This is a genomic window from Arthrobacter sp. 35W (assembly GCF_000482545.1).
Lineage (GTDB): Bacteria > Actinomycetota > Actinomycetes > Actinomycetales > Micrococcaceae > Specibacter.
This window is the reverse complement of sequence record NZ_KI519454.1, coordinates 2260438-2284818: the sequence shown is the minus strand read 5'-3', so window position 1 is coordinate 2284818 and position 24381 is coordinate 2260438. Positions and strand designations below refer to the sequence as shown.

General features: G+C 68.4%; 18 protein-coding genes and 1 riboswitch. Of the genes, 11 read left to right on the top strand and 7 right to left on the bottom strand.

Annotation, left to right across the window (positions count from 1 at the left end; genetic code table 11):
- Nucleotides 1–136 precede the first annotated feature (136 nt).
- From coaD to mutM, 5 genes are all read left to right on the top strand, one after another.
- A complete protein-coding gene (gene coaD / locus K254_RS0110160) occupies nucleotides 137–637 on the top strand; it encodes a pantetheine-phosphate adenylyltransferase (RefSeq protein WP_026555270.1) in 501 nt (166 codons plus the stop codon).
- A gap of 147 nt (nucleotides 638–784) precedes the next feature.
- Complete coding sequence (locus tag K254_RS25315; protein WP_155848555.1) at nucleotides 785–1312, top strand: YceD family protein; 528 nt, start codon at nucleotides 785–787, stop codon at nucleotides 1310–1312.
- Nucleotides 1313–1376: 64 nt separating this feature from the next.
- Nucleotides 1377–1580 (top strand): 50S ribosomal protein L32, encoded by a 204-nt coding sequence (rpmF, locus tag K254_RS0110145; RefSeq protein WP_026555269.1) that lies wholly within the window; start codon nucleotides 1377–1379, stop codon nucleotides 1578–1580.
- 63 nt (nucleotides 1581–1643) lie between these two features.
- Entirely contained in the window at nucleotides 1644–2396 is a 753-nt protein-coding gene (gene rnc, locus K254_RS0110140) for a ribonuclease III (RefSeq protein ID WP_026555268.1), read from the top strand.
- Complete coding sequence (mutM, locus tag K254_RS0110135; protein ID WP_026555267.1) at nucleotides 2389–3366, top strand: bifunctional DNA-formamidopyrimidine glycosylase/DNA-(apurinic or apyrimidinic site) lyase; 978 nt, start codon at nucleotides 2389–2391, stop codon at nucleotides 3364–3366. The genes rnc and mutM overlap by 8 nt, the downstream gene beginning before the upstream one ends.
- Before the next feature lie 103 nt (nucleotides 3367–3469).
- On the opposite strand, the gene K254_RS0110130 is transcribed toward mutM, so the two are convergent.
- The 4 genes from K254_RS0110130 to K254_RS0110115 form a co-directional block, all read right to left on the bottom strand.
- Complete coding sequence (locus K254_RS0110130) at nucleotides 3470–4930, bottom strand: MFS transporter (RefSeq protein ID WP_051389043.1); 1461 nt, start codon at nucleotides 4928–4930, stop codon at nucleotides 3470–3472.
- A 161-nt stretch (nucleotides 4931–5091) separates the two neighbouring features.
- Nucleotides 5092–6096: an NAD-dependent epimerase/dehydratase family protein gene (locus K254_RS0110125; protein ID WP_026555265.1), complete on the bottom strand. Its 1005-nt coding sequence runs from the start codon at nucleotides 6094–6096 to the stop codon at nucleotides 5092–5094.
- The gene (locus K254_RS0110120; protein ID WP_026555264.1) at nucleotides 6093–8810 is read right to left on the bottom strand and encodes an alpha/beta fold hydrolase; all 2718 of its coding nucleotides are present in this window, start codon (nucleotides 8808–8810) and stop codon (nucleotides 6093–6095) included. The genes K254_RS0110125 and K254_RS0110120 overlap by 4 nt, the downstream gene beginning before the upstream one ends.
- Complete coding sequence (locus K254_RS0110115) at nucleotides 8804–9829, bottom strand: 3-oxoacyl-ACP synthase III (RefSeq protein ID WP_026555263.1); 1026 nt, start codon at nucleotides 9827–9829, stop codon at nucleotides 8804–8806. The genes K254_RS0110120 and K254_RS0110115 overlap by 7 nt, the downstream gene beginning before the upstream one ends.
- A gap of 221 nt (nucleotides 9830–10050) precedes the next feature.
- On the opposite strand from K254_RS0110115, the gene smc reads away from it, so the two are divergent.
- A complete protein-coding gene (smc, locus tag K254_RS0110110) occupies nucleotides 10051–13701 on the top strand; it encodes a chromosome segregation protein SMC (RefSeq protein WP_026555262.1) in 3651 nt (1216 codons plus the stop codon).
- A gap of 11 nt (nucleotides 13702–13712) precedes the next feature.
- Here the strand turns inward: smc and K254_RS0110105 are convergent, their stop codons facing one another.
- Nucleotides 13713–15002, bottom strand: coding sequence for an MFS transporter (locus K254_RS0110105; RefSeq protein WP_026555261.1), 1290 nt, complete (start codon nucleotides 15000–15002; stop codon nucleotides 13713–13715).
- Nucleotides 15003–15080: 78 nt separating this feature from the next.
- Here K254_RS0110105 and ftsY point away from each other — a divergent pair, with 78 nt between their 5' ends.
- The 3 genes from ftsY to K254_RS0110090 all read left to right on the top strand — a co-directional run bounded on the left by ftsY (nucleotide 15081) and on the right by K254_RS0110090 (nucleotide 18259).
- Nucleotides 15081–16286 (top strand): signal recognition particle-docking protein FtsY, encoded by a 1206-nt coding sequence (gene ftsY, locus K254_RS0110100; RefSeq protein ID WP_026555260.1) that lies wholly within the window; start codon nucleotides 15081–15083, stop codon nucleotides 16284–16286.
- A 270-nt stretch (nucleotides 16287–16556) separates the two neighbouring features.
- Complete coding sequence (locus K254_RS0110095) at nucleotides 16557–17924, top strand: ammonium transporter (RefSeq protein WP_026555259.1); 1368 nt, start codon at nucleotides 16557–16559, stop codon at nucleotides 17922–17924.
- The gene (locus K254_RS0110090) at nucleotides 17921–18259 is read left to right on the top strand and encodes a P-II family nitrogen regulator (RefSeq protein WP_026555258.1); all 339 of its coding nucleotides are present in this window, start codon (nucleotides 17921–17923) and stop codon (nucleotides 18257–18259) included. The genes K254_RS0110095 and K254_RS0110090 overlap by 4 nt, the downstream gene beginning before the upstream one ends.
- A 115-nt stretch (nucleotides 18260–18374) precedes the next feature.
- Here K254_RS0110090 and K254_RS0110085 read toward each other — a convergent pair whose 3' ends face one another.
- Nucleotides 18375–19754, bottom strand: a complete 1380-nt coding sequence (locus K254_RS0110085) for a glucose-6-phosphate dehydrogenase (protein ID WP_026555257.1) — start codon at nucleotides 19752–19754, stop codon at nucleotides 18375–18377.
- 273 nt (nucleotides 19755–20027) lie between these two features.
- Here K254_RS0110085 and ffh point away from each other — a divergent pair, with 273 nt between their 5' ends.
- Nucleotides 20028–21599, top strand: coding sequence for a signal recognition particle protein (ffh, locus tag K254_RS0110080; RefSeq protein WP_026555256.1), 1572 nt, complete (start codon nucleotides 20028–20030; stop codon nucleotides 21597–21599).
- A 110-nt stretch (nucleotides 21600–21709) separates the two neighbouring features.
- Nucleotides 21710–22435: an alpha/beta fold hydrolase gene (locus K254_RS0110075; protein WP_026555255.1), complete on the top strand. Its 726-nt coding sequence runs from the start codon at nucleotides 21710–21712 to the stop codon at nucleotides 22433–22435.
- A gap of 73 nt (nucleotides 22436–22508) precedes the next feature.
- Here K254_RS0110075 and thiC read toward each other — a convergent pair whose 3' ends face one another.
- Nucleotides 22509–24251 (bottom strand): phosphomethylpyrimidine synthase ThiC, encoded by a 1743-nt coding sequence (gene thiC / locus K254_RS22740; protein ID WP_051389041.1) that lies wholly within the window; start codon nucleotides 24249–24251, stop codon nucleotides 22509–22511.
- A riboswitch (TPP riboswitch) is annotated at nucleotides 24248–24357 on the bottom strand. (Overlaps the previous gene by 4 nt.)
- Between the last annotated feature and the right edge of the window lie 24 nt (nucleotides 24358–24381).

Genomic DNA, 24381 nt, shown 5'->3' with positions numbered 1-24381 from the left:
ATGTGCTCCTACGATGGACGGTTCCGTAATGGCTGGCGGAGAAGCAGAAGCCCTCCGCCTTTGATTCTCCCAGAACCTGCGCCCACTACCGTTGCGGAGCCGGGTTCGCGGGCCCGGGTGCATTAGATTCTGTTCTATGCGACGCGCAGTATGCCCAGGCTCCTTCGACCCGATCCACAACGGCCATCTGGAGGTGATTGCGCGTGCCGCGGGCCTCTTTGACGAGGTGATTGTGGCGGTGTCCACCAATTACTCCAAGACCTACCGCTTCACGCTGGCCGAGCGTCTGGAGATGGTGCGGTCCACGTTCTCGGCCATCAGCGGCGTTCTCATCGAGCCCATGGGCGAGGGGCTGTTGTCGGACTACTGCCACGACCGCGGGGCCTCGGCCATCGTGAAGGGGCTGCGCTCGTCGTCGGACTTCGACTACGAACTGCCCATGGCCACCATGAACCGCCAGCTCAGCGGCGTCGAAACCGTCTTCCTGCCGGGGGAGAGCCGCTACCTGCACCTGTCCTCCACGCTCATCAAGGAAGTGCACCAATTGGGCGGAGACGTGTCCGATTTTGTGCCCCGCGCGGTATTGCGCAACCTTAACTCGGGCGCGGCGTCGCCGGAACGGGCTCCAGGGCACTAAGCTAGGGGAGGCGTTCCAGCCCTCCCCACCCACGACGTTTTGTTGATGGCGGGTTTCTCGGGCTAAGATGGTACGTCGGTCATATGTTCTACAGGAGTTCTCATTAGCGCAACCACGTTGGGCAATCGTTCCAACCCGGACTCACCCTTGGTCGTAGGTGTCAAAGACCTCGGTCGGAGCCCCGGAAACATGCGGACTCTGCACGAGCATGTGCCTGCACCAAAGGATTTTGGTGTCGCAATCATCGGCGTTCAAGAAGGATCCGACATGGATCTGGACTTGAGGTTCGAGGCCGTACACGAAGGAATTTTGGTTTCCGGAAGCGTACTCGTGGATGTCACGGGTGAGTGCTCCAGATGCCTGGATCCCCTTGCGTATGACCTTGAAGTTGATGTGCAAGAGCTTTTCTTCTACGAGGAGGCACCGAAAGGTGCAGTCGAAGTAGGAGAGGACGAAGAAGAGCAACGTTGGGTCGAGCGCGATTTCATCGATCTTGAACCGGTGTTGCGGGACGCAGTGGTAACCGCCCTGCCGTTCCAGCCGGTGTGCCGGGAAGACTGCCAGGGTCTGTGCTCCGAATGTGGAGTGCACCTGGCGGATGAGCCGGGGCACCACCACGAGATCCTGGATCCTCGGTGGGCCGCCCTGCAGGGCTTAACCGGCAAAGACAACTAGCAAAGAGCTGAAGTTAGAGCTCGGGTAACTTGCCCGGGGTCATCGAGAGAGAAAAGAGTTAGCCGTGGCTGTTCCCAAGCGGAAGATGTCCCGTGCCAATACGCGCGCACGCCGTTCCCAGTGGAAGGCCACCGCGCCCGCCCTGGTCAAGACCATCGTAAACGGTGAGGTTGTCTACAGCCTGCCGCACCAGGCCAAGGTCGTCACCGACTCCGCCGGTACCGCACTGTTCCTTGAATACAAGGGCCGCAAGGTAGCTGACGTCTAAAGACGTCCGCATTCAGTAACTACTGGATTGAATATTTCTGCAGGAGATGCGACTGTGCCCCAGATGACGGACCAACCGAAGTCCGGGGACAAGCATCAACTGCTGTTGAAGCGTCTCGGCGTCACTATTGATGCCGGGACGCTTCGTCTTGCCCTCACACACCGGTCCTACGCCTACGAAAACGGCGGAATCCCCACCAATGAGCGCCTTGAATTCCTGGGTGATTCCATTCTGGGCTTCTCCGTCACGGACGCCCTGTACCGGGACAACCCCCTGCTGCCGGAAGGCGAGCTGGCCAAGCGCCGCTCCGCCGTCGTCAGCACCCGCGCCCTGGCCGGCATTGCCCGCAGCCTCGGCGTCGGAGAGTTCATCTACCTGGGCCAGGGCGAACGCCTGACCCACGGCAAGAACAAATCCTCCATCTTGGCTGACACCATGGAAGCGCTCATTGGAGCCACCTACCTCAGCAACGACATCTTCACCGCCCGCGACCTCGTGATGCGCCTGGTGGGTCCGCTGCTTTCCGATGCTTCAGCGCTCGGGGCCGGCACCGACTGGAAGACCAACATCCAGGAAATCTCCGCCGGAGAAAACCTCGGCACCGTCCAGTACGTCGTCGAAGGCGCCGGCCCGGACCACGCCCGCACCTTCACCGCTTCGCTGCTGATCGGCGGCACCCAGTGGGGCACCGGCAGCGGACACTCCAAGAAGGAAGCGGAGCAGGAAGCCGCCGCGGACGCCTGGAAGGCCCTGGAGGCCCGCAACGGCGCTGCCGCGGAGTCCTCGGTAGTATCTTCGCCGGCAGGCGATGCCTGAGCTGCCCGAAGTTGAGGTGGTCCGGCGCGGATTGGCACGCTGGGTTGCCGGCCGCACCATTGACGGCGTCGACGTCGTTGACCCCCGCTCCATCCGCCGGCACGCGCTGGGCTCCGAGGACTTCAGCGGCAATCTGATGGGCGCCACCGTGCTGGACGTGCTGCGCCGGGGCAAGTTCCTCTGGATGCCGCTGTCTGACACCGACCACAACACCGGCGACACTTCCGGCGACGGCGCGTCTGCCGCTCCGCCACACACCGCCCTGGTGGCGCACCTGGGCATGAGCGGCCAGCTGCTCATGGAGGACGGCCACCAGCCCGACGAAAAGCACCTCAAGGTCCGCCTCCGCCTCTCACCCCGCAGCGGTGAGCCGGAGCAGCTGCGCTTTGTCGACCAGCGCATCTTTGGCGGGCTCTTCGTGACGTCCCTGGTGCCCACCGAGGATGGACTGCCGGGCGGCGCCGGCACCAGCGATTGGCCGCTGATCCCGGACGAGGCGGCGCACATCGCCCGCGACCCGCTGGACCCGGCCTTCTCCGTGGCGGCGCTCCACGCACGTCTGCGGGCGCGCAAGACAGGCTTGAAGCGGGCGCTGCTGGACCAGGGCGTGGTCTCCGGCATTGGCAACATCTACGCCGACGAGGCGCTCTGGGCGGCCCGGCTGCACTATGCGCGGCCCACCGACACGCTCAAGCGGAGCGAGACCGAACGGGTGCTTGAGGCCAGCCGGGATGTGATGCTCCGTGCCCTGGACGCCGGCGGCACCAGTTTCGATTCCCTGTACGTCAACGTCAACGGTGCCTCCGGCTACTTCGCGCGGTCGCTGAACGCCTACGGCCGCGAGGGCGAGCCCTGCCCGCGCTGTGCGGCGTTGGGGCTGGAGACAAAAATCCGGCGCGATTCCTTCATGAACCGCTCCTCCTACAGCTGCCCCGTCTGCCAGCCCCGGCCCCGCAACGGACGCTGGTAGGCACCTCCCGCCGTCGTCGGCCCCCAAACACAACTGTGCGACAGTAAACGCTGCCAAATTCGCATTTGGCAGCGTTTACTGTCGCACAGTTGCAGGGGGAGGGCTACGCGGCTACGTAGTTCTCCTCGGCGTCGACATCCTTGCCGGTGGGATCCCACTTGATCAGCACCACGGCCAGGGTGCCCAGCAGCGGAGCCATCGCGATGATCCAGAAGACGTTGGTGCCCATGGAGGTGGCCAGCACGGGGAAGGCGATCAGCGAGACGATGCTGAAGGAGCGCTGCACGGCCTGGTTGAAGCCCACGCCCACGCCACGCAGCGACGTCGGGTAGCTCAGCGTGGAGTAGGCCATCAGCTGCGCGCCCGGGCCCATGGCCTGGAAGAAGATGAACGTTGCCAGCATCAGGACGGCGAAGATGACCAGGATGCCGCTGGGGATCCCGAGGATGGCGAGGATGAGCAGCGACGCCGTCTGGACCGCGAAGCCGATCATGGCCAGCTTGCGGGCGCCCTGGCGGGACACCAGCGCCACGCCCAGCAGACCGCCGCCGACGCCGAAGCCGAAGTTGATGACCAGCGAGGACAGGATGGTCACCAGCGGGCCCTGTTTGAACATGGTGGAGATGATCAGCGGGGTGCCATAGGCGACGGCGTTGTAGCCGAAGGTGGAGAACACGCTGACGCAGATGGCCGCGATGGTGCGCAGCCGGTACTGCGGGGAGAACAGCACGCTGAAACTCTTGGAGGAGGCCTTTGCCGGGACCGCGAGGTCCAGCTCGGACTTGTCGGCCAGCACGGCATCGATGTTGTGCTTGGTGCGCAGGATGTCCACGGCGCCCACCAGATCGCCCTGGTTGGCCAGCCACTGGGGCGACTCGGCCAGGTAGCGGCGGCGGACGATCAGGACCACAAGGGCGGGCACGGCGCCGAAGCCCACCACATAGCGCCACAGGTGGTCGTACTGCTCGGCGGGCAGCGAGAGGAAGAGGATCAGCACAATCACGTAGCCAACGCCCGTGGCGCCGTACCAGGCGGGGGACCAGGAGTTGACGCGCTGGGAGCGGTTGCCCTTGCCGCGCAGGCGGGAGAACTCGGCCAGGAATGCCATGGCCACCGGCAGGTCAAGGCCGACGCCGATGCCCATGACCACGCGGAAGAAGATCAGCCACCACTCGTTGGGTGACAGCGCGCAGCCCAGGGCCGCGACCACGAAGAAGACCATGTCGGCCATGAACAGGCGGTAGCGGCCAAACCTGTCCACGAGGTAGCCGCCGCCGAGGGCGCCAATGACGGCCCCGACAAAGATGGAGGCGTTGACAAGACCGGTGGTGAAACCGTCCAGCCCAAACTGGGTCTTGATCTGCGTGATGCCGAAGGCCAGCGAGGAGAAGTCGTAGGCATCCATGAAGATGCCGCCCAAGGCCAGCACGACGACGGCGAACGCGCCCTTCTGCGGTCCCTGCTGGTAGGCGAGGGCGTTGGCAACGTCCTTCGCCGAACGAATGACCACCGCGGCGGCAGTTTGGGGAGGTGTGGTGAGTGTTTTGTTTTGTGACAAGGGCATTCGGAGAACTTACCGTTCGGTTTGTCCTTGGCCCAAGTTGGCCGGTTCACACGGTGTCGCGGACGTGAGAAACCCCACAACGGCATCCGCGACGCACCTCCCCGCCAAGGACATGACTACTACTGCGTCCTGAACGGGGAACCGTGTCGGCGCCGGGGCGGTCAGCGGCGGTAGTGGGCCGCAAGGCGTTCCAGGCCCTGCTCGATGGAGACCTCGGGGCGCCAGTCGAGCACCTCGTGGGTGGTGCGCTGGTCGAACCAGTGCGCCGTCGAGAGCTGCTCGGCGAGGAAGCGCGTCATCGGCGGTTCATCGTGCACCCAGCCGCGGCGTCCTGCAGCAGTCCAGACGTTCTCGATCACGGCACCGCCGCCGCGGGCCAGCCAGCCGGGAACGGAGAACGACGGCGGAGCCACGCCGGCCGCGGTGCAGATGCCCGCCAGCAGCTCGCCCACCGGGCGGGGCTGGCCGTTGGTGACCACCAGGGCCAAGCCGTGGGCCTGGTCCATGCGTTCGAGGCCGCGCACGATGGCCGCCGCCGCATTGTCCACGTAGGTGGTGTCGATCAGTGCCGAGCCGCGGTTGAGCAGCGGAAGCCGCCCCGCCCGCGCCCGTTCGACCACGCGCTCCACCAGCTGGGTGTCGTCCGGCCCCCAGACCACGTGGGGGCGGATGGCCGCCACCCGGAACGTGGGGGAGTCGGCGGCCAGCGCCAGCAGTTCCGCCGCCGCCTTGGAACGGGCATAGTGCCCGTGCGCGCGCTCCGGGTCTGCCGCTCCGGCCCCTTCGCCCACGATCGATGTGCCAAAGTGTGCCACCGACGGGGAGGAGACGAAGACAAAGTCCGTGGCCCCGGCGTCGCGCGCGGCCGCCAGCAGGGTGGCCGTGCCGGTGATGTTGGTGGCCTCGAAATCGGCCCAGTCCCCGGTGGTGGAGACCTTGGCGGCCAGGTGGATGACGGCGTCCATGCCCTGCACAGCCCGTGCCACGGCGCCGGGATCGGCCACGGAGCCTTGGACCAGCTCAACGGCAGCGGCGCCGGCCCGCAGCGGTCCGCGCTGGAAGGCCCGGACCAGGTGGCCCTTGGCCACCAGCGCATCGGCCACGGCGGCCCCGAGCATGCCGCTGGCCCCTGTGACGAGGACCCGCCGGGGCACGGCAGCACTCACGGACGCCCTGCCTTGGCCCCCGACAGCAGCCGGGATGCCCAGGCGGCCAGCGCCGTGCGGTCGATCTTGGAATTGTGCCGGATGTCGGTGGGCAGCTGGGCGATGGCGACGACGGCGGCCAGCTCCATGCCCGTGTCCTGCAATACGGCACTGCGCACGGCCTCGGAGACCTCCAGCGGAGCCGGGCCGGCCTTGACAGCGGGCGGGGTGGTTTCGACGATGGCCACTGGGACCTGGGCGCCAGCCGGTCCGACGCCGACGACGGCGGCCCGCACCACGGCGCCGACGCTGGCTGCGGCGTGCTCGGCGGCCACGGGTGTGCGGATGCCCTCGGCGGTGGAGATGACATGGCCCAGACGGCCCTGCACCCACAAGCGTCCGGCGTCGTCCAGCTGCCCGACGTCGCCGGTGCGGTGCCAGCCGGGGATGGAGGCGCTGTGGGTCTGGGTGATCCAGAGCCTGTCGTAGCGGTCCTTGACATGCGGGGCGCGGACCAGGATCTCACCGGTGGCCCACGGGGTGGTCGAGGGCGCATCGGAGGGAACGCCGCCGCCGTCGAGCACGGCGATGGCCACCTGGGCCCCGGCCACGGCGGTGCCCACACAGACGCCATTGCCAGAGCCCGCGGCGCGGATGCCGGCCAGGTCGATGTCCGTCACCGGCAGCGCCTCCGTCATGCCATAGGGCGTGTGGACGGCCGCGGCGGGCACCAGCTCCTGCACCCGGGCCAGCAGCGGCTCGGGGATCGGGGCGCCGGCGGAGAGCATCAATTCGACGGCGTCCAGCGCGCGGCGCTGCTCTGGACGCAGTGCATCGGCCGTGGCCAGGACGTTGGCCAGCGCCGCGGGGGAGGCGAAGACGGTGGTGGCGGAGACGGCGGCCGCGGCATCTGCCAGGGCCGAGGCCGTCAGCGTGCGCGGAGCCGTCACGTCCATATCGGGGGTCACGGAGGTGGCACCCAGCGCCGGTCCCAGCAGCGCGAAGGGCGCAAAACCGGCCACCAGCGCCGTACCAGCCCTGAGGTTGTAGGTGGCGGCCAGGGTGTCCCGCATGGCGGCCAGCTGGCGGTGCGTATAGACCACTCCCTTGGCCGGTCCGGTGGAGCCTGAGGTGAACAGCACTGCCGCATCGGCGTCGGGTGCCGGCTCGGGGAACGGCGCGGCCTGCCCGGCCGCCCGCAGGGCCCGGCCCGAGGCCAGCAGCCCCGGCACGGAGGCTGCCGCGCCGAGCAGGCGCCGCTTCGCCGCCGCCGCGGCCGACGCACCAGCTCCGGAGGAGGCACCGCCGCCAGCGGCGATCCGGATTCCGGGCCATGAATAGAGGCGTGCACCCACGAGGGCCCTGTCGATGCCCACCAGGTAGTCCGGACCGGCGCCGCGGATGGCCCGGCTGAGCCCAGAGGTGCCCAGACCGGCGTCGGCCACGACAATCACGGCGCCCAGGCGCAGGCAGGCGTAGATCAACGTGGTCAGCTCGATGCCCGGCGGCACCAGCAGGTTCACGCGGTGTCCGGCGGAGACGCCCAGCTGGGCCAGTCCGGCCGCCAGATCGTCGACGCGTTCGGCCAGCTCGGCCCAGGACAACGACGACGGCGCGCCGGCCGGCGGGGCCATGTCCACGACGGCGGGGCTGCGGTCGCCACGGCGGGAGTCGAGCTCGGCCAGCATCGGACGGAACGTTGCGGGGTTCGACACGGGCACAGCGGGCGCCGTCGCGCGGGCGGGACCGCCGTCGCCGGCCATTCCCGACCCGGCGGTTCCCGATCCGGCGGGCAAGGTCCGCACCAGCCCCTTCCCGGCCAGCCAGGCAAAGGCAGGGGTGGCAATGTCCCGGTCCTCCTGGACCAGGTGGCTGGCACCTTCGAAGCGGTGGACATCGGCGTGCGGCAGGCGGCCCAGCAGATCGCGGAGGTACCTGTCGGAGAACACCGGATCCTTGGGCCCCCACAGCAGCAGGGCGGGCACGGACAGCGTGCGCAGGCCCTCGGCGATGGCATCCAGGGCCTGGCGGCTGGGGTGGTCCTCGGCTGCGGGAATGTCCGCCACGAAGTTGCCCACGCCCGCGCGCCGGGCGGTGGAGAGGTATGGCGCCATGAACGCCGCACGCACGGTGGGGGCGAGCACGGGCTGTGCGAGCGAGTGGGTCACGCGCAGGAAGGTGGCGCTCGTCGTCGTGCCCCAGCGGTGGACGGCCGGGTGCAGGGCCAGCGTCAGGGCGGGCGGCAGCGAGTAGCCGGCCGGGTGGACGGCCGTGTTGGTGAGGACGACGGCGGCCAGCTGGTCCTGGTGGGCCAGCGCCCATCCCAGCGAGATGAGGCCGCCCCAGTCGTGACCGACCGTGACGACGGGGCCCTGCAGGTCAAGCGCGGTGGTCAGATCGCCGAGGTCGCCCACGCGGTCCGCCAACCGGCGAAAGACGCCGGTGCGCGCGGAGAAACCCATGTCCAACTGGTCAACGGCCACCACGCGCCAGGGGCCGCCGGGTGCTTCGGCCGCGGCGGCCAGCAGCGACCGCCACAGATAGGACCACGTCGGATTGCCGTGGACGCACAGCAGCGTGCCCACGGGTTCAAGGCCGGCGGCCGCCAGATCCGCGGCGTTGTCCAGCACATGCCACTTGTGCACGGTGCCGGCCGGATCGACGGCGGCCGTTGACGGGACATGGAGATAGCGGGACCAGGACGCCTCGACGCCGGGCCAGGGCTGAGCTACCACGCAATTTCCAGCATGGCCGTGTTCAAACCAGAGCCCACGCCCATGCAAAGCACGCGGTCTCCCGGGTTGAGCGACTGGGCCTCCTGCGCCAGGGTCATGGGCAGCGACGCGGGGCCCACATTGCCCCATTTGGGGAAGGTGATGGGCACCCTGGCCTTGACCAGATTCACGGCCTTGATGATGGCATTGGTGTAGGAATTGGAGACCTGGTGGGTGACGTACCTGTCCATGGCCGTCCAGTTCCAGCCATCGCCGTGGGCCTCGTGCCAGGCGCTGACCACAAGGTCCAATCCGTTGTCCAGCAGACCCTTGGTGTCGGTGAACATGCCCTCGGGCCCGCCCACGCACAATTCGTGGTGCTCGGTGCCGGCGCGCGAGACGCCGCCGAGGATGCGGTGGCCCCCCGGGTGCAGATCGGCCGGGCCGATGACGGCGGCAGCGGCACCTGAGCCCAGGGTCAGGGTGGCGAATTCACGCAGATAGTCATCGCGGGTGGACGATTCGGCGTTCAACCGGCGGAACGTGGCCTCCTGGGTGGCCTGGGCATCCTCGCCCGCCACAATCAGCGCGTATTTGATCTGGCCGGAATCGATCATGTTCGCTGCCAGCGTGATGCCGTTGACGAAGCCCAGGCAGGCGTTGGCCAGATCGAAGTTCATGGCCGAGGACGGCAGCCCCAGTCCGTTGTGGATCTTTACGGCGACGGACGGCTCCAGGTTGCGGCGCGTCACGGAGGTGTTGATCAGCAGGCCGATCTGGCCAGGTTCGATGCCTGCCTCGGCGAGGGCCTTGGCCCCGGCGTCGATGGCGGCGTCGTCGAAGCTGGTTCCGGGCGCCCACCAGCGGCGCTCGCTCACCCCGGCCACGCGTTCCAGCATGCGTTTGGAGAGTCGAAGCCGCTTCAGGCTGGGGGCCAACTGCTCGTCAAAATCGGCGGAGCTCACCACCACGGGTGCCTCCACACTGGCGACAGCCAGCAGGGCGGTGTTGTGGTGCCTGAACGTTGCGTTGCCGGTCAATAGGGTGCCTGATTCCGTCTGTGGTGGGTGCCGGCACGCATGGCATGCCGGCGGCGAACACTGCGTCCGGTCCGAAATCTTAACTATGCACCCCCGGCCGGGGTTCCTGCACATGCGCCCAAAGGCATACTTTCGGCCACATCCGGGCCCATATCCACAGTTTGGGCCGACGGACACAGTAGATTTAACTGACCACCTTTCCAGCCAGGAGCCGATCCACCGTGCATTTGAAGAGTCTCACCGTCCGTGGATTCAAGTCATTTGCCTCCGCCACCACCTTTGATTTCGAACCCGGGGTGACGGCCGTGGTGGGTCCCAACGGCTCCGGCAAGTCCAATGTGGTGGACGCGCTCGCCTGGGTGATGGGGGAGCAGGGGGCCAAAACCCTCCGCGGCGGCAAGATGGAGGACGTCATCTTTGCCGGCACCGCCGGACGCCCGCCGCTGGGCCGCGCCCAGGTCTCGCTGACCATCGACAATGCCGACGGCGCCCTGCCCATCGACTACAGCGAGGTCACCATCTCGCGCACGCTCTTCCGCACGGGCGGCTCGGAATACGCCATCAACGGCAGCCCGGCCCGCCTGCTCGACATCCAGGAACTCCTCTCGGATTCCGGTCTGGGCAAGGAAATGCACGTGATTGTCGGCCAAGGGCAGCTGGACAAGGTGCTCCATGCGACGGCCGAGGACAGGCGCGGCTTCATTGAAGAGGCCGCCGGCATCCTCAAGCACCGCCGGCGCAAGGAAAAGACCCTGCGCAAGCTGGAGGCGATGCAGGGCAACCTGACCCGGCTGGGCGATCTGAGCAGCGAGATCCGCCGGCAGCTCACGCCCCTGGGCAAGCAGGCCGAGGTGGCCCGCCGGGCGCAAACCGTACAGTTCGACGTCCGCGACGCCCGCTCGCGCCTGATGGCCGATGACCTGGTGCAGCTCCGCGGCGCCCTGGCGCAGGACGATGCCCAGGAGGCCGCGGTGAAGGCGCGCCGCACGGAGGTTGAGGCCCTGCTGGCTGCAGCCCGCACCCAGCAGGTGGATCTCGAACAGGCCGCCGCCGAGGCGGCCCCGGTGCTGGCCGCCGCCCGGGATGCCTGGTACCAGCTTTCCGCCGCCAAGGAGCGGCTGGCATCCCTGGGAGTGCTGGCCGCAGAACGACGGCGCCTGCTCGGTGCCGCCGAGGCCGCACCGGACCCCAGCCGTGATCCGGACCGGATGGCGCAGCAGGCGGTGCGCATCCGCGGCGAACAGGCTGCCCTTGAGTCAGACATCGCCGCCCGCCGGTCGGCGCTGGCCCAGGCCGTTTCGGCCAAGACCGCAGCCGAAGAGGCCGTCCGTGCGGAGGAGCAGCGTGTAGCCGCCCTGGCCCGCGCCGCCGCCGACCATCGGGAGGGCCTGGCCCGGCTCAACGGTGTGGTGGGTGCGGCCCGCTCCCGCGTGGAGTCCAGCCAGGCGGAAATCGGCCGCCTGGAACAGGCACGGGCCGCCAGTGGGGAGCGGCGCCAGGGCGCTGCCGCACAATTCAGCGAGCTGGAAGCAAAGGCAGCCGGAGCCGGTGAGGGCCAGGAATCGCTGGACGAGGCCGCCGAGGCCGCCTTGGCGGCGCTCACAGCGGTGCTGGCGCACATCGCAGAGCTGTCGCAGGAGAAACAGGCCGTGGAACAGCAGCGTGCCGCACTGTCGGCCCGCCGCGACGCCCTGGCCGCGGGACTGCGGCGCAAGGATGGCTCGGCCCAGCTTTTGGAGTCCGGCCTTGCCGGTGTTCTGCGCCCGATTTCGGACCTGCTGGAGATTGCCGCCGGGCACGAGGGCGCCATTGCCGCGGCCCTGGGCAGTCTCTCGGACGGCGTCGCCGTGGCGGATGCCGCCGCCGCCGTCGAGGCCCTCGCCCTGATGAAGTCCTCCGACGGCGGACGGTTGTCCCTGCTGGTGGCCGGAACGCCGGCACCAGAGCTCGACGCCGGGGCGCTGGTGGAACTCCCTGCCGCCGAAGCCTTGCTGCGTGCGGTGGCCGGGTTCGCGGGGGAGTCCGCCGGCGTGGGTGTTTTGACCGCCGTCGTTCCAGCCGCCTCGGTGGTCCGCTGCCCACCCGCGCTCGCCGCCCCGCTGGCCGCACTGCTGTCCCATGTGGTGATCGTGGCGGATCTGGCACACGCCGCACGGCTGGTGGACAGCCATCCCGCACTGACGGCCGTCACCGCCGACGGCGATGTCCTGGACCGCTCCACCGCCCGTGGTGGTTCGGCGGGGGCGCCGTCGCTGCTGGAACTGGCAGCGAGCGTCGAGGAGGCCGTGGCATCCCTGGCAGCCGTGGAGACGGAGGCGGAGCGTATCGCTGCGGCCCTGGCCGGTGCCGCCATCCGGCGCGCCGAGGCACAGGCTGGCGCGGACGCCGCCGTCGAGCGGCAGCGCGAATCCCAGGCCCAGCACTCCGCCCGTGCCCAGCGGGCGGCGCAGCTGGAGGCCACGCTGCGCTCCGCCGTGGGGGAGGACGAGCGGGCTGCGGTGGCGCTGGCCACCGCGCAGCTGAATCTTCTGACCCACCAGGAGGCGTTCGCCGAGGCCGAGGCCCGCCGCAGCGCTGCCGAATCCGCCCCGGCGGAGGCCGAGCCGTCCACCGAGGCACGTGATGCCCTGGCGCTCGCCGCCGCCACGGCACGGGCCGCCGAAATGGACGCCCGCCTCGCGCTGCGCTCCGCCGAGGAACAGCACACGGCCATCTCCGGCCGGGCGGCGTCGCTGGAACGTGCCGTGGCAGCCGAACGCCTGGCCCGCGAGGCAGCAGCCGACCGCAGCCGCCGCAGGCTCTTCCAGGCCCGCAAGGCCGCCGCCGTTGGAGCGGCGGTGGAGCATCTGCGCCGATGCATGGATGTCTCGCTCGTGCTGGCCGGCCGGGAACGCAACGCCGGCGAGGAAGCCTGGACCTCACGTGAAGCGGCGCTGTCCCAGGTGCGCGGCGAATCGGACTCCCTTGCGGCAGAGCTGGCCGTGCTCACCGACTCGGTGCACCGCGACGAGCTGGCCCGGGCCGCCCAGCACCTGCGGATTGAAGCGCTGGAAGCAAAGGCCCTGGAGGAATTGGGACTCACGGCCGAGAACCTGGTGGCCGAGTACGGTCCCCAAGCGCTGGTGCCGCCCGCTGCGGCGCCGTCGGGCGACAAATGGGCAGCCCTGCACGCCGAAGTGGACGACGACGGCCGCGAGATTCAGCACGGCACCCCGTACGTCCGCGCCGAGCAGGAGGCCCGGCTCAAGCGCGCGCAGAAGGATCTGTCCGCCCTGGGCAAGGTCAATCCGCTGGCGCTGGAGGAATTTGCCGCCCTGGAGGAGCGCCACCAATTCCTCGTGTCCCAGCTGGAGGATCTGCGCTCCAGCCGCAGGGACCTGATGGACATCATCAAGGAGGTGGATGCCCGCGTGGAGCAGGTCTTCACCGCCGCCTACACCGACACGGCCCTGCAATTTGAACGCGTCTTCGCCACCCTCTTCCCGGGCGGCGAGGGCCGTCTGGTGCTCACCGACCCGGAGAATATGCTCACCACGGGCATTGAGATCGAGGCCCGGCCGGCGGGGAAGCGGATCAAGCGCTTGTCGCTGCTGTCCGGCGGAGAGCGCTCGCTGACGGCCGTGGCGCTGCTGGTGGCCATCTTCAAGGCCCGCCCGTCGCCGTTCTATGTCATGGACGAGGTGGAGGCCGCGCTGGATGACACCAACCTGGGCCGGTTGATCACCATCTTCGAGGAACTGCGTGAGTCCAGCCAGCTGATCATCATCACGCACCAGAAGCGCACCATGGAGGTGGCCGATGCCCTGTACGGCGTCACCATGCGCGGCGACGGCGTTTCCACGGTGATCAGCCAGCGCCTCGCCGCCCGCTGACTACACCTTCGTTAGAGGGGTTGGCGGGTGTCCTTGGTGCCGAGCCAGGTGAGGACGGCTACGGCGGAGACCGCCGCGGCGATCGCAAAGGCTGCCTCGTAGGAGAGCGCGTCCACCAGCACGCCGGCGGCGATGGGGCCGATGATGGACCCCAGATCGCCGGACATTTGGAATACCGCCAGCGGACGCCCGCCGGAGCGGCCATTGCCGATGACGTCGGCCATTGTCGCCTGCAGCGCCGGCCCCATGAGCCCCGAGCCGAATCCGGCAATGGCGGAGATGGCAAAGAAGATGAATTCGTTGCCACTCAACCCGAGCACGGCCATGGCGGCGGCATTGACCACCAGACCCAGCACCACCATCGGTTTGCGGCCCCAGGTGTCGGCCAACCGGCCGGAGAAGGCCAGCGCGGCGGCGGTGCCGATGGCGAAGACGGCCAGCGAGATGCCTGCAACCTCGGGTCCTGCACCGAGGGCGGCTGTAGCGAAGAGCGGCACGAGGGCCATGCGGATGCCCATCGCGGACCAGCCGTTGGCGAAGGCCGAGGCCAGGGCGGCACGGAACGCCGACTGCCCCAATGCCTCGCGCAGGGGCAGGGCCTCCTGCAGCGCTGCCATCGTCACGGTCCGCGCCCCGGCGGATGGTGCACCCGCGGCGCCGGACGTGCCGCCGGAACCCGAAACGGAAGCCGCGCCGACGGCGGTGGCCAGCGCTCCGCCGTCGTGCGCAGGCTCACGCAACTGCCAGGCCACCAGGGCCGCCACCAGCACCAGCGCGCCGGCGTAGACCAGGAACGGCAGGGCCAGCCCGAAGCCGGCCAGCAGCCCACCGACCACCGGGCCGGCGATGCTGCCCAGCAGGAAGGAGCCGGAGTAGACGCTGGAAACGCGTCCGCGCGCCTGCGGGGGAGCGAGCCGGATCAGCAGGCCCATGGCGGCCACGGTGAACATGGTCGAGCCGATGCCGCCCAGCCCGCGGTAGATCAGCAGCTGCCAATAGTCGTGGGCAAAGGCGCAGGCCGCCGAGGAGGCGCCGACAATCAGGATGCCGGCAATGTAGGTGCGGCGCTCGCCCATCCGCTCCACCAGCACACCGCTGAGCGGGGCGAAGAGCAGCCGGGTCAGGGCGAAGACGCTGACGACGACGGCGGCCGCGCTGACCGAGACGTCAAAGCTGCGGGCAAACTGCGGCAGCACGGGGGCGACGATTCCGAAACCTATCGCAATGAGAAAAGCACCCGCGACCAGGACTTTGATTTCCCGGGGCAGGTGCACGGCTGGGGTGGGGCTGTTGTTGGACATCCCTTGAGAGTTTGCCACACGCCGGCGGGCACCGCTGCCGACAGCGGGGCGGGGCCCGCCGCGTGAGAAGCTAGAACAATGGATCAGACCCTTGCCACCATTGTGTACATCGTCGTTGGGCTTGCCATCATTGGCGCCCTCATCCCCGTTTTCATCAAGGCACGCAAGAGCAGCCAGAACTATACCGGCCCGCGCGACGCCAATGACCCGGCCCCCGGTTCCACAGGCGGCACCGGAACCCTGCTCGAGGACCGCCCGGCCGCCGCCGAGGCACCCACCGCACCCGCTGCCCCCATTGAAGAGTCCGCCGTCAAGGAGATCGTCGAGGTGGTGCCCGAGGCGCCCGCCTTGGACATCCCCCAGCCGGTGGAGGGCCGCCTGGTCCGCCTGCGCGCCCGCCTGGCCAAGAGCAACAACGCCCTGGGCAAGGGTCTGCTGGCCCTGCTGTCCCGCGACACCATTGACGAATCCGTATGGGAAGAGGTCGAGGAGACCCTGCTGCTGGCGGACATCGGCACCGATTCCACCATGGAGCTGGTGGATTCCCTGCGTGAGCGCGTGCGCATCCTCGGCACCCGCGATCCCGAGCACGTCCAGGCCCTGCTGCGCGAAGAGCTCATCAAGCTGGTCGACCCGACCATGGACCGTTCCCTGAACATCTCCCGCCACGAGGACCGGCCGGCCATCCTGATGGTGGTCGGCGTGAACGGTGTGGGCAAGACCACCACCGTCGGCAAGCTGGCCCGCGTGCTGGTGGCTGAGGACAAGGACGTGCTGCTGGGCGCGGCCGACACCTTCCGCGCCGCTGCCGCCGAGCAGCTGGCCACCTGGGGTGCCCGCGTGGGCGTGCCCACGGTGAAGTCCGACGTCGACGGCGCGGACCCGGCGTCCGTCGCCTTCGAGGCCGTCAAGGCCGGCATCGAGCAGGAAGTCGATGTGGTCATGATCGACACCGCCGGCCGTCTGCAGAACAAGGTGGGCCTGATGGACGAACTCGGCAAGGTCAAGCGCGTCATCGAGAAGCAGGGCACCGTGGACGAGGTCCTGCTGGTCCTGGACGCGACCACCGGACAGAACGGCCTCACCCAGGCCAAGGTGTTCTCCGAGGTCGTCAACATCACCGGCATCGTGCTGACGAAGCTGGATGGCACGGCCAAGGGTGGCATTGTGGTGGCCATCCAGAAGACCCTCGGCGTGCCGGTCAAGCTGGTGGGTCTGGGCGAGGGCCCCGATGACCTGGCACCCTTCGACGCAGAGAACTTCGTGGACGCACTGCTGAGCTAGCCGCTCCGCCACACACAACGCCGGCGGCCCGGCACCCCCCCTCGGGAGGTGCCGGGCCGCCGGCGTTAAGGGGGCGCGGATGCACCGGCGAAATGTGCCGGAAACACAGTGGCCACACGCTATTTACGCTGGGCCCAAATCTGTAACCGGACGGCAATGATCCCCCTCTCCAGTAGAAACATCGCGCGGCCAATCTAGTAGAGAACCCAAAGCAGCCAACCCTCCAGGGCAGGCAGCACACCCTCTCCTCACAGAAAGGTCCTGAACACCATGAACACTGGCGACACAGCGTGGGTCCTGGCCTCCGCAGCTCTGGTCCTCCTCATGACCCCAGGGCTTGCATTCTTTTACGGCGGTATGACCCGGGCCAAGGGCGTACTGAACATGATGATGATGAGCTTCGGAGCCATCGCCCTGGTGGGCGTGCTCTGGGTGCTCTTCGGCTACTCCGCAACCTTCGGCACCGACCTCGGCGGCGGCCTGCTGGGCAACCCGTTCGAGAAGTTCGGCCTTGAAGGCGTCCTGGCCACGGGGGAGAGCGCTCCACTGGTTGGAACCATCCCCGAAATTGCCTTTGTCGGCTTCCAGGCAGTCTTCGCCATCATCACGGTGGCTCTGATCTCCGGCTCCATTGCGGACCGCGCCAAGTTCGGCGCCTGGATGGTCTTCGCCGGCGTATGGGTGGCTTTGGTCTACTTCCCGGTGGCGCACTGGGTCTTTGACTTCAACAAGGATGCCGACGGCAACCCGATCGGCGGCTGGATTGGCCAGGGTCTGGGTGTCATTGACTTCGCCGGTGGCACCGCCGTCCACATCAACGCTGGTGCAGCCGCTCTGGCCCTGGCCCTGGTCCTGGGCAGGCGCAAGGGCTTCGGCAAGGATCCGAGCCACCGCCCGCACAACCTCCCGTTCGTGATGCTCGGTGCCGGTCTGCTCTGGTTCGGCTGGTTCGGCTTCAACGCCGGTTCCGCCCTGGGCGCCAACTCCGTTGCCGGCTACGCCTGGATCAACACGCTGGCCGCACCCGCCGCAGCAACACTGGGCTGGCTCCTGGTGGAGAAGCTCCGCGACGGCCACGCCACCTCCCTGGGTGCCGCTTCGGGCGCCGTCGCCGGCCTGGTGGCCATCACCCCGGCCTGCTCGGCCCTGACGCCCATGTGGTCGATGGCCCTGGGCCTGCTGGCCGGCGCCGTCTGCGCCATGGCCGTGGGTCTGAAGTACAAGCTGGGCTACGACGATTCGCTCGACGTCGTCGGCGTCCACCTGGTGGGCGGCCTCATCGGCACCCTCTTCATCGGCCTCGCGGCAGACCCGAACTCGCCGGCAGCCGGCACGGGCCTCTTCTACGGCGGCGGTCTGGAACTGCTGGGCAAGCAGGCCATCGGCTCGGTCGCGGTGCTGCTCTACTCCTTCGTCCTTGCCTTCATCATCGGTTGGGTCATCAACAAGACCATGGGCTTTAGGGTCTCCGAGGAGCACGAGCTTGACGGTGTCGACGTCAGCGTCCACGCCGAGAGCGCCTACGACTTCGGCGGCCGCATCGGTGGCAGCTTCCAGCCCATCCCCGAACTGGTGGGTGCCGGCAGCAGCGAGAATGAAAGCAGCGCAGCCGATTCCAAGAAGAAGGTGGAAGCATGAAACTCATCACCGCAATCATTCGCCCGGACAAGCTCGACGACGTCCGCGGGGGCCTGGAGAGCTACGGGGTCCAGGGACTGACAGTCAGCGGAGCGCACGGCTACGGCCGCCAGCGCGGCCACACCGAGGTCTACCGCGGGGCGGAGTACACGGTGGATCTGCACCCGAAGATCCGCATCGAAGTGTTGGCCACGGATGACCAGGCGGACGACATCCTCGATGTCATCATCTCCACCTCCAATACGGGCCGCGCCGGCGACGGCAAGGTCTGGACGGTGGATGTCTACGAGGCAGTGCGGGTCCGCACCGGCGAACGCGGAGCGGCAGCCGTCTAACTACTGAGGGTGAGAGTACAAAGAACGCGGGTCCCGGGCATCGGGACCCGCGTTCTTTGTGCACCCAGTTCCCGCCGGGACGGCATTCGGGGAGATCGACGACGGCGGGGCGCGGCTAGCGTGCCGAGGTGTCCCAGTCCGCGGGGCCGGGGGAGCCGGCGGGGTACTCCTGCAGCGGCACCGCGTCCGCCGCCCAGGCGGAGAGCGCCGGCTCGATGATCCGCCAGCACTCCTCCGCCGTATCGTCGCGGACCGAGAGCAGGGGATCGCCGTTGAGGACGCCGTCGAGCACTTCGCCGTAGGGGAGCAGGGGGTCGGAGGCCAGCTGGGTCTGCAGACGCACCCTGTTCAACGTGAAAAGGTCGCCCGGGCCGTTGACGTCCAGATCCAGCGTGAGGTCGTCCGGCCCAAAACCGATGTGCAGCCGGGTGGGGTTGTCCACGCCGCGGAAGCCCACCGGCAGATGCGGGACCGCCTTGTAGGTGATGACAGCCTCCTTGCGGGAGGTGCCCAGGGCCTTGCCCGAGCGCAGGACAAACGGGACGTTGGCCCAGCGCCAATTGCCGATCCGCACCTCCACCTCGGCCAGGGTCTCCGTGCCCAGCGAGGCGTCCACGCCCTCCTCGGCGGTGTAGTCCGGCACGCTGCGCTCGCCGATGGACCCGGCCGTGTAGCGGGCGCGGCGGGTGCTGGCGGCGAAATCCTCCGGGATGGCGCTCGCCCGCAGCACCGTGGCAATGCCATCGCGCACATCCCGCTCACCCAGCGTCGCCGGCGCCTCCATGGCAATGATCGCCATGATCTGCAGCAGGTGGCTCTGGATCATGTCCCGCGCGGCGCCGGCCCTGTCGTAGTACCGGGCCCGGTTCTCCAGCGCCAGATCCTCGTCGAAGACGATCTCCACCTTTTCGATGTGGTCGCTGTTCCACAGCGGCTCCAACAGCCGGTTGGCAAAACGCAGCCCCAGGATGTTGAAGACGGTCGACTTGCCCAGGAAGTGGTCCACCCGGTGGATGTGGTCCTCCGGGACCAGCGTGGCCAGGGTCTGGTTCAGGGCATGCGCGCTCGCGGCCGAGGAGCCGAAGGGCTTCTCCATCACCAGCCGGCTGCCCGGCGGCAGGTCCTGGGCCGAGAGGACCTCGCAGGCCTTCTGGCTGACGGCCGGCGGCAGGGCAAAGTAGACGGCCACCGGACCCTCCAAGGTGGCCAGCAGTGCGGCGAGGGCCCCGGGGGCCGTGACATCGCAGCGGTGGTAGCTGCTGGCGGCCTGCACGGCATCAAGGGCCGCGGCACCGCCTTCACGGGCGGCCGCCCTGGCCTTGGCGAACGATGCGGTGAGCCGCTCGTCCCACTGCTGCGCCGTCCAATCGTCGCTGCCGGCGCCCACCACGGCCACGCCCGGCGCGCGGCCCTGGGCAATCAGCCCGGCCACGCCGGGCAGCAGCAGCCGCCCGGTCAGGTCGCCGGAGGCGCCAAGGATCAGCAGTGTCCTGATCCGGCCGGCCGGAGACCCGGCCCAGCCCGCGGCACTGCCGCCGTCAACGGCGTCGTCGTTCGTGTGGACAGGGGCAGCGGAGCGCTTTGTGGTGTCGGTCACCTACGTAGCATCGCACGGCAAAGCGCCGGGCGCATGGGAGGCGCCCCGCAACTTGGTATCCTTGTGTGTTGAGTCCCAAAGGCCACGCGCGCACAGCGCGCCGTGCCCCACGAACCCTTCCTTGTGCAGAGAACTGGCTCGGGAGAACCTGACGAAAGAAGTAGACGGCGCGTGTTCAACTCCCTATCTGACCGGTTGACAGCAACCTTCAAGAATCTCCGCGGCAAGGGCCGGCTTTCCGAGGCCGACGTCGACGCCACAGTCCGGGAGATCCGCCGCGCCCTGCTCGATGCAGACGTGGCAGTGCCCGTGGTGCGCGAATTCACCGCCAAGGTGCGCGAGCGTGCGCTCGGTGCCGAGGTCAACGCCGCCCTGAACCCGGCGCAGCAGATCGTCAAGATCGTCAACGAGGAGCTCGTCACCATCCTCGGTGGGGAGACCCGCCGGATCCGTCTGGCCAAGAACCCGCCGACGGTCATCATGCTGGCCGGTCTGCAGGGTGCCGGTAAGACGACGCTGGCCGGAAAGCTGTCCAAGTGGCTCAAGAGCCAGGGCCACAGCCCCCTGCTGGTCGCCGCCGACCTCCAGCGCCCCAACGCCGTCAAGCAGCTCCAGGTCAATGGTGAGCGCGCCGGCGTCCCCGTCTACGCCCCGCACCCCGGCGTCAGCAGCGAGTTCGAGGCTGCCACCGGCGATCCCGTGGCCGTGGCCCGCGACGGTGTGGCCGAGGCCCGCGCCAAGCTGCACGACGTCGTCATCGTCGACACCGCCGGCCGGCTGGGCATCGACACCGAGATGATGGCGCAGGCCGCGAACATCCGCGCCGCCATCAACCCGGACGAGGTCCTCTTCGTCATCGACGCCATGATCGGCCAGGACGCCGTCAACACGGCCCAGGCCTTCAACGAGGGCGTGGACTTCACCGGCGTCGTGCTGACCAAGCTCGACGGCGATGCCCGCGGTGGTGCGGCACTGTCCGTGGCCTCCGTGACCGGCAAGCCCGTCATGTTCGCCTCCACCGGCGAGGGCCTGGAGGACTTCGAGCTCTTCCACCCGGACCGCATGGCCAGCCGCATCCTGGACATGGGTGACATCCTCACGCTCATCGAGCAGGCGGAGAAGAGCTGGGACAAGGACGAAGCCGCCCGGATGGCGAAGAAGTTCGCCGACCAGGAAGACTTCACGCTGGACGACTTCCTGTCCCAGATGCAGCAGATCCGCAACATGGGCTCCATGAAGAAGATGCTCATGATGATGCCGGGTGCCCAAAACATCCGCCAGCAGCTGGAGAACTTCGACGAGCGCGAGATCGACCGCGTGGAGGCCATCGTGCGCTCCATGACGCCGCACGAGCGCGTGGCCCCGAAGATCATCAACGGCTCCCGCCGCGCCCGCATCGCCAAGGGTTCCGGTGTCACCGTCTCCGAGGTCAACGGCCTGCTGGAGCGCTTTGGCCAGGCCCAGAAGATGATGAAGAAGATGGCCCAGGGCGGCGGCATCCCCGGAATGCCGGGCATGCCCGGCATGGGCGGGGCCCGCAAGGGCAAGGCCGCGCCGAAGAAGAAGGCCCGCTCGGGCAACCCGGCCAAGGCGGCCCAGGAGCTGCGCGAGGCCGAGGAGCGCAAGGCCAACGCCGCCAAGGCGCTGCCCACCGGCGCTGCCTTCGGCGGGAACGACATGGAGGGCTTTGATCCCTCGGCCCTGAACCTGCCCAAGGGCTTCGACAAGTTCCTGGGCAAGTAACACCCGTTGTGCCAGAATCGCGCCCCTTTATTGTTTTCGCGCCGGACCACCCGGCGCGGAAATGACGAATGGGCGCGATTTTCGTCTGTTGGTTCTTTGAGAGGTGCATTGTGAGCGGCGAACGGATTGTCTTCATCCACGGCGCTGGTGCGTTCGGCGCCGCGGCCTGGCCCGCCCAGCATTCCCTTGCCCGGGATTACGATGCCCTGTTCATCAAGCGGCACGGCTTTGATGTGTCGGCGGAGCCTCTGGCCTCTGATTTCGCCGCCGACGCCGAGATCGTGCTGGGCCATTTGGACGGCGGCGCGCATCTGGTGGCGCATGCCCAGGGTGCCATTGCGGCGATGATGGCGGCCGTGGAGCAGCACTCCCTGGTCCGTTCACTGACCCTGGTGGAGCCGGCGTGCATGTCGCTGACGGCGGAACTGCCCGCCACCCATGCCTACCGTGAGCTGTTGGAACCGCTCTACGCCCGGCGCGCCGAGATGGCCGACGTCGAGTTCGCCGTCGCCTACGCCCGGATGGCTTCGGCCAGCGGCGAGGTCCAGAGCGGCCCGGGCACGACGGCGCCGGGCGCGCTGAACAACGAATCGGCGGCCCGCGCCGCCCGCCGTCTGCGCCTGCAGGCCCCGCCCTGGGAGGCGCCGCTGCACATCGTGCCGGGAGTCCCCACGCTGGTGCTCACCGGCGGCTGGGAGCCGCTGTATGAGGAGATTGCGCACTACCTCGCCGGCACCGGCGCCGTGCACCGCACGACGGCGGGCGGCCACCGCCCGCACGACACCGCCGAGGGCGCGGCCCTCATCAAGGATTTCATCACCGCCCACAGCGGTTAACCCTGCATCTGTGCGACAGTAAACGTCCTTCTGTGGCCCCAGAAGGACGTTTACTGTCGCACAGATGAGGCTTCTAGCCCACGGGCATGGCGGGTTCGGGCAGGTAGACCTTGGAGCCCGACGCGCGGAACTCGGCGCTCTTGGCGCTCATGCCCTCCGCGATCAGTTTCTGGTTGGCCGCGGAGCCAAACTCCGCCCTGATGTCCGCGCTGATCCGCATCGAACAGAACTTGGGCCCGCACATGGAGCAGAAGTGCGCCGTCTTGGCCGGTTCCGCCGGGAGCGTTTCATCGTGGAAGGCCTGGGCGGTGGCAGGGTCCAGCGAGAGGGAGAACTGGTCCCGCCAGCGGAACTCGAAGCGCGCCTTGGACAGGGCGTCGTCGCGTTCATGCGCGCCCGGGTGCCCCTTGGCCAGATCGGCGGCGTGCGCTGCGATCTTGTAGGTGATCACGCCGGTCTTCACATCGTCCTTGTTCGGCAGCCCCAGATGTTCCTTGGGCGTCACATAACACAGCATCGCCGTGCCGTAGCGGGCGATCTCGGTGGCTCCGATGGCGCTGGTGATGTGGTCGTAGCCCGGCGCGATGTCCGTCACCAGCGGGCCCAGCGTATAGAACGGCGCGCCGTCGCAGAGCTCCTGCTGGCGCTCGACATTCTCCCGCACCAGGTGGAATGGCACATGCCCCGGCCCCTCCACCATCACCTGGACGTCGTACTGCCAGGCCCGCTTGGTCAGCTCGGCCAGGGTGTCCAGCTCGGCAAACTGGGCGGCGTCGTTGGCGTCCGCCGTCGAGCCCGGGCGCAATCCGTCGCCCAGGGAGAACGCGACATCATAGCGGGCAAAGATCTCGCAGAGCTCGTCAAAGTGCGTGTACAGGAAGTTCTCCTGGTGGTGCGCCAGGCACCAGCCGGCCATGATGGATCCGCCGCGGGAGACGATGCCGGTGACCCGGTCCGCCGTCAACGGCACATAGCGCAGCAGCACGCCGGCGTGGATGGTCATGTAGTCCACGCCCTGCTCGCACTGCTCCAGCACCGTGTCGCGGAAGATCTCCCAGGTCAGCTTGTCCGCCTCGCCGTTGACCTTTTCCAGCGCCTGGTAGATCGGCACCGTGCCAATCGGAACGGGGGAGTTGCGCAGGATCCACTCCCTGGTGGTGTGGATGTCATCCCCGGTGGAGAGGTCCATGACGGTGTCCGCGCCCCACAGGGTGGCCCATTGGAGCTTGTCCACCTCCTCGGCGATGGAGCTGGTGACGGCGGAGTTGCCGATGTTGGCGTTGATCTTCACCAGGAATGCCTTGCCGATGATCATCGGCTCGGACTCGGGGTGGTTGATGTTGGCCGGGATGATCGCCCGCCCGGCCGCCAGTTCGGCGCGCACCAGCTCAACATCGCAGGATTCGCGCAGCGCCACAAAGCGCATTTCCTCGGTGACGACGCCGGCCCGGGCGTAGTGCATCTGGGTCACCGTCCGCCCGGATGTTGACCGCAGCGGCGGCCGCTGGGCGCCGCGCCACTCGGCGGAGGCGGCCCCACGGCGTGCCGCGCTGCGCCCGTCATCGAGCAGATCACGACGGCGCCCGTCATAGGTTTCGGTGTCGCTCCGGCCGGCAATCCACTGCTCCCGGAGCGGCGGCAATCCGTGCACCGGATCGCTGCCGGGGCCCGCCGTCCGGTACACATCGAACGGTGGATTCTCAGCACCGGAGGGCGATGGTTCCAGCTGGATCCTCGTCACCGGCACCCGAAGGCCCGAATCGGCATCCTCGAGAAAGTGCAGAGAATGGGCAGGGCTTTGCTGTGATTTTTCCACGGGTGTTACTCACTTCCTTCGCCGGCATTACCCGGACAGGTTCAACGGTCGCAGACTGCATCAGTCCGATCTCAGCCCCTGCATCAGGGCTCCCGTGTGGTCGTTGTCGAACCTACCACTGAATCGCGTT

What these genes read in the sequence shown, in the direction of transcription:
- coaD (WP_026555270.1), top strand. Translation starts at nt 137, where the DNA reads ATGCGACGCGCAGTATGCCCAGGCTCCTTCGACCCGATCCACAACGGC.
- rnc (WP_026555268.1), top strand. Translation starts at nt 1,644, where the DNA reads ATGACGGACCAACCGAAGTCCGGGGACAAGCATCAACTGCTGTTGAAG.
- mutM (WP_026555267.1), top strand. Translation starts at nt 2,389, where the DNA reads ATGCCTGAGCTGCCCGAAGTTGAGGTGGTCCGGCGCGGATTGGCACGC.
- K254_RS0110130 (WP_051389043.1), bottom strand. Translation starts at nt 4,930, where the DNA reads ATGCCCTTGTCACAAAACAAAACACTCACCACACCTCCCCAAACTGCC.
- K254_RS0110105 (WP_026555261.1), bottom strand. Translation starts at nt 15,002, where the DNA reads ATGTCCAACAACAGCCCCACCCCAGCCGTGCACCTGCCCCGGGAAATC.
- ftsY (WP_026555260.1), top strand. Translation starts at nt 15,081, where the DNA reads ATGGATCAGACCCTTGCCACCATTGTGTACATCGTCGTTGGGCTTGCC.
- K254_RS0110095 (WP_026555259.1), top strand. Translation starts at nt 16,557, where the DNA reads ATGAACACTGGCGACACAGCGTGGGTCCTGGCCTCCGCAGCTCTGGTC.
- K254_RS0110090 (WP_026555258.1), top strand. Translation starts at nt 17,921, where the DNA reads ATGAAACTCATCACCGCAATCATTCGCCCGGACAAGCTCGACGACGTC.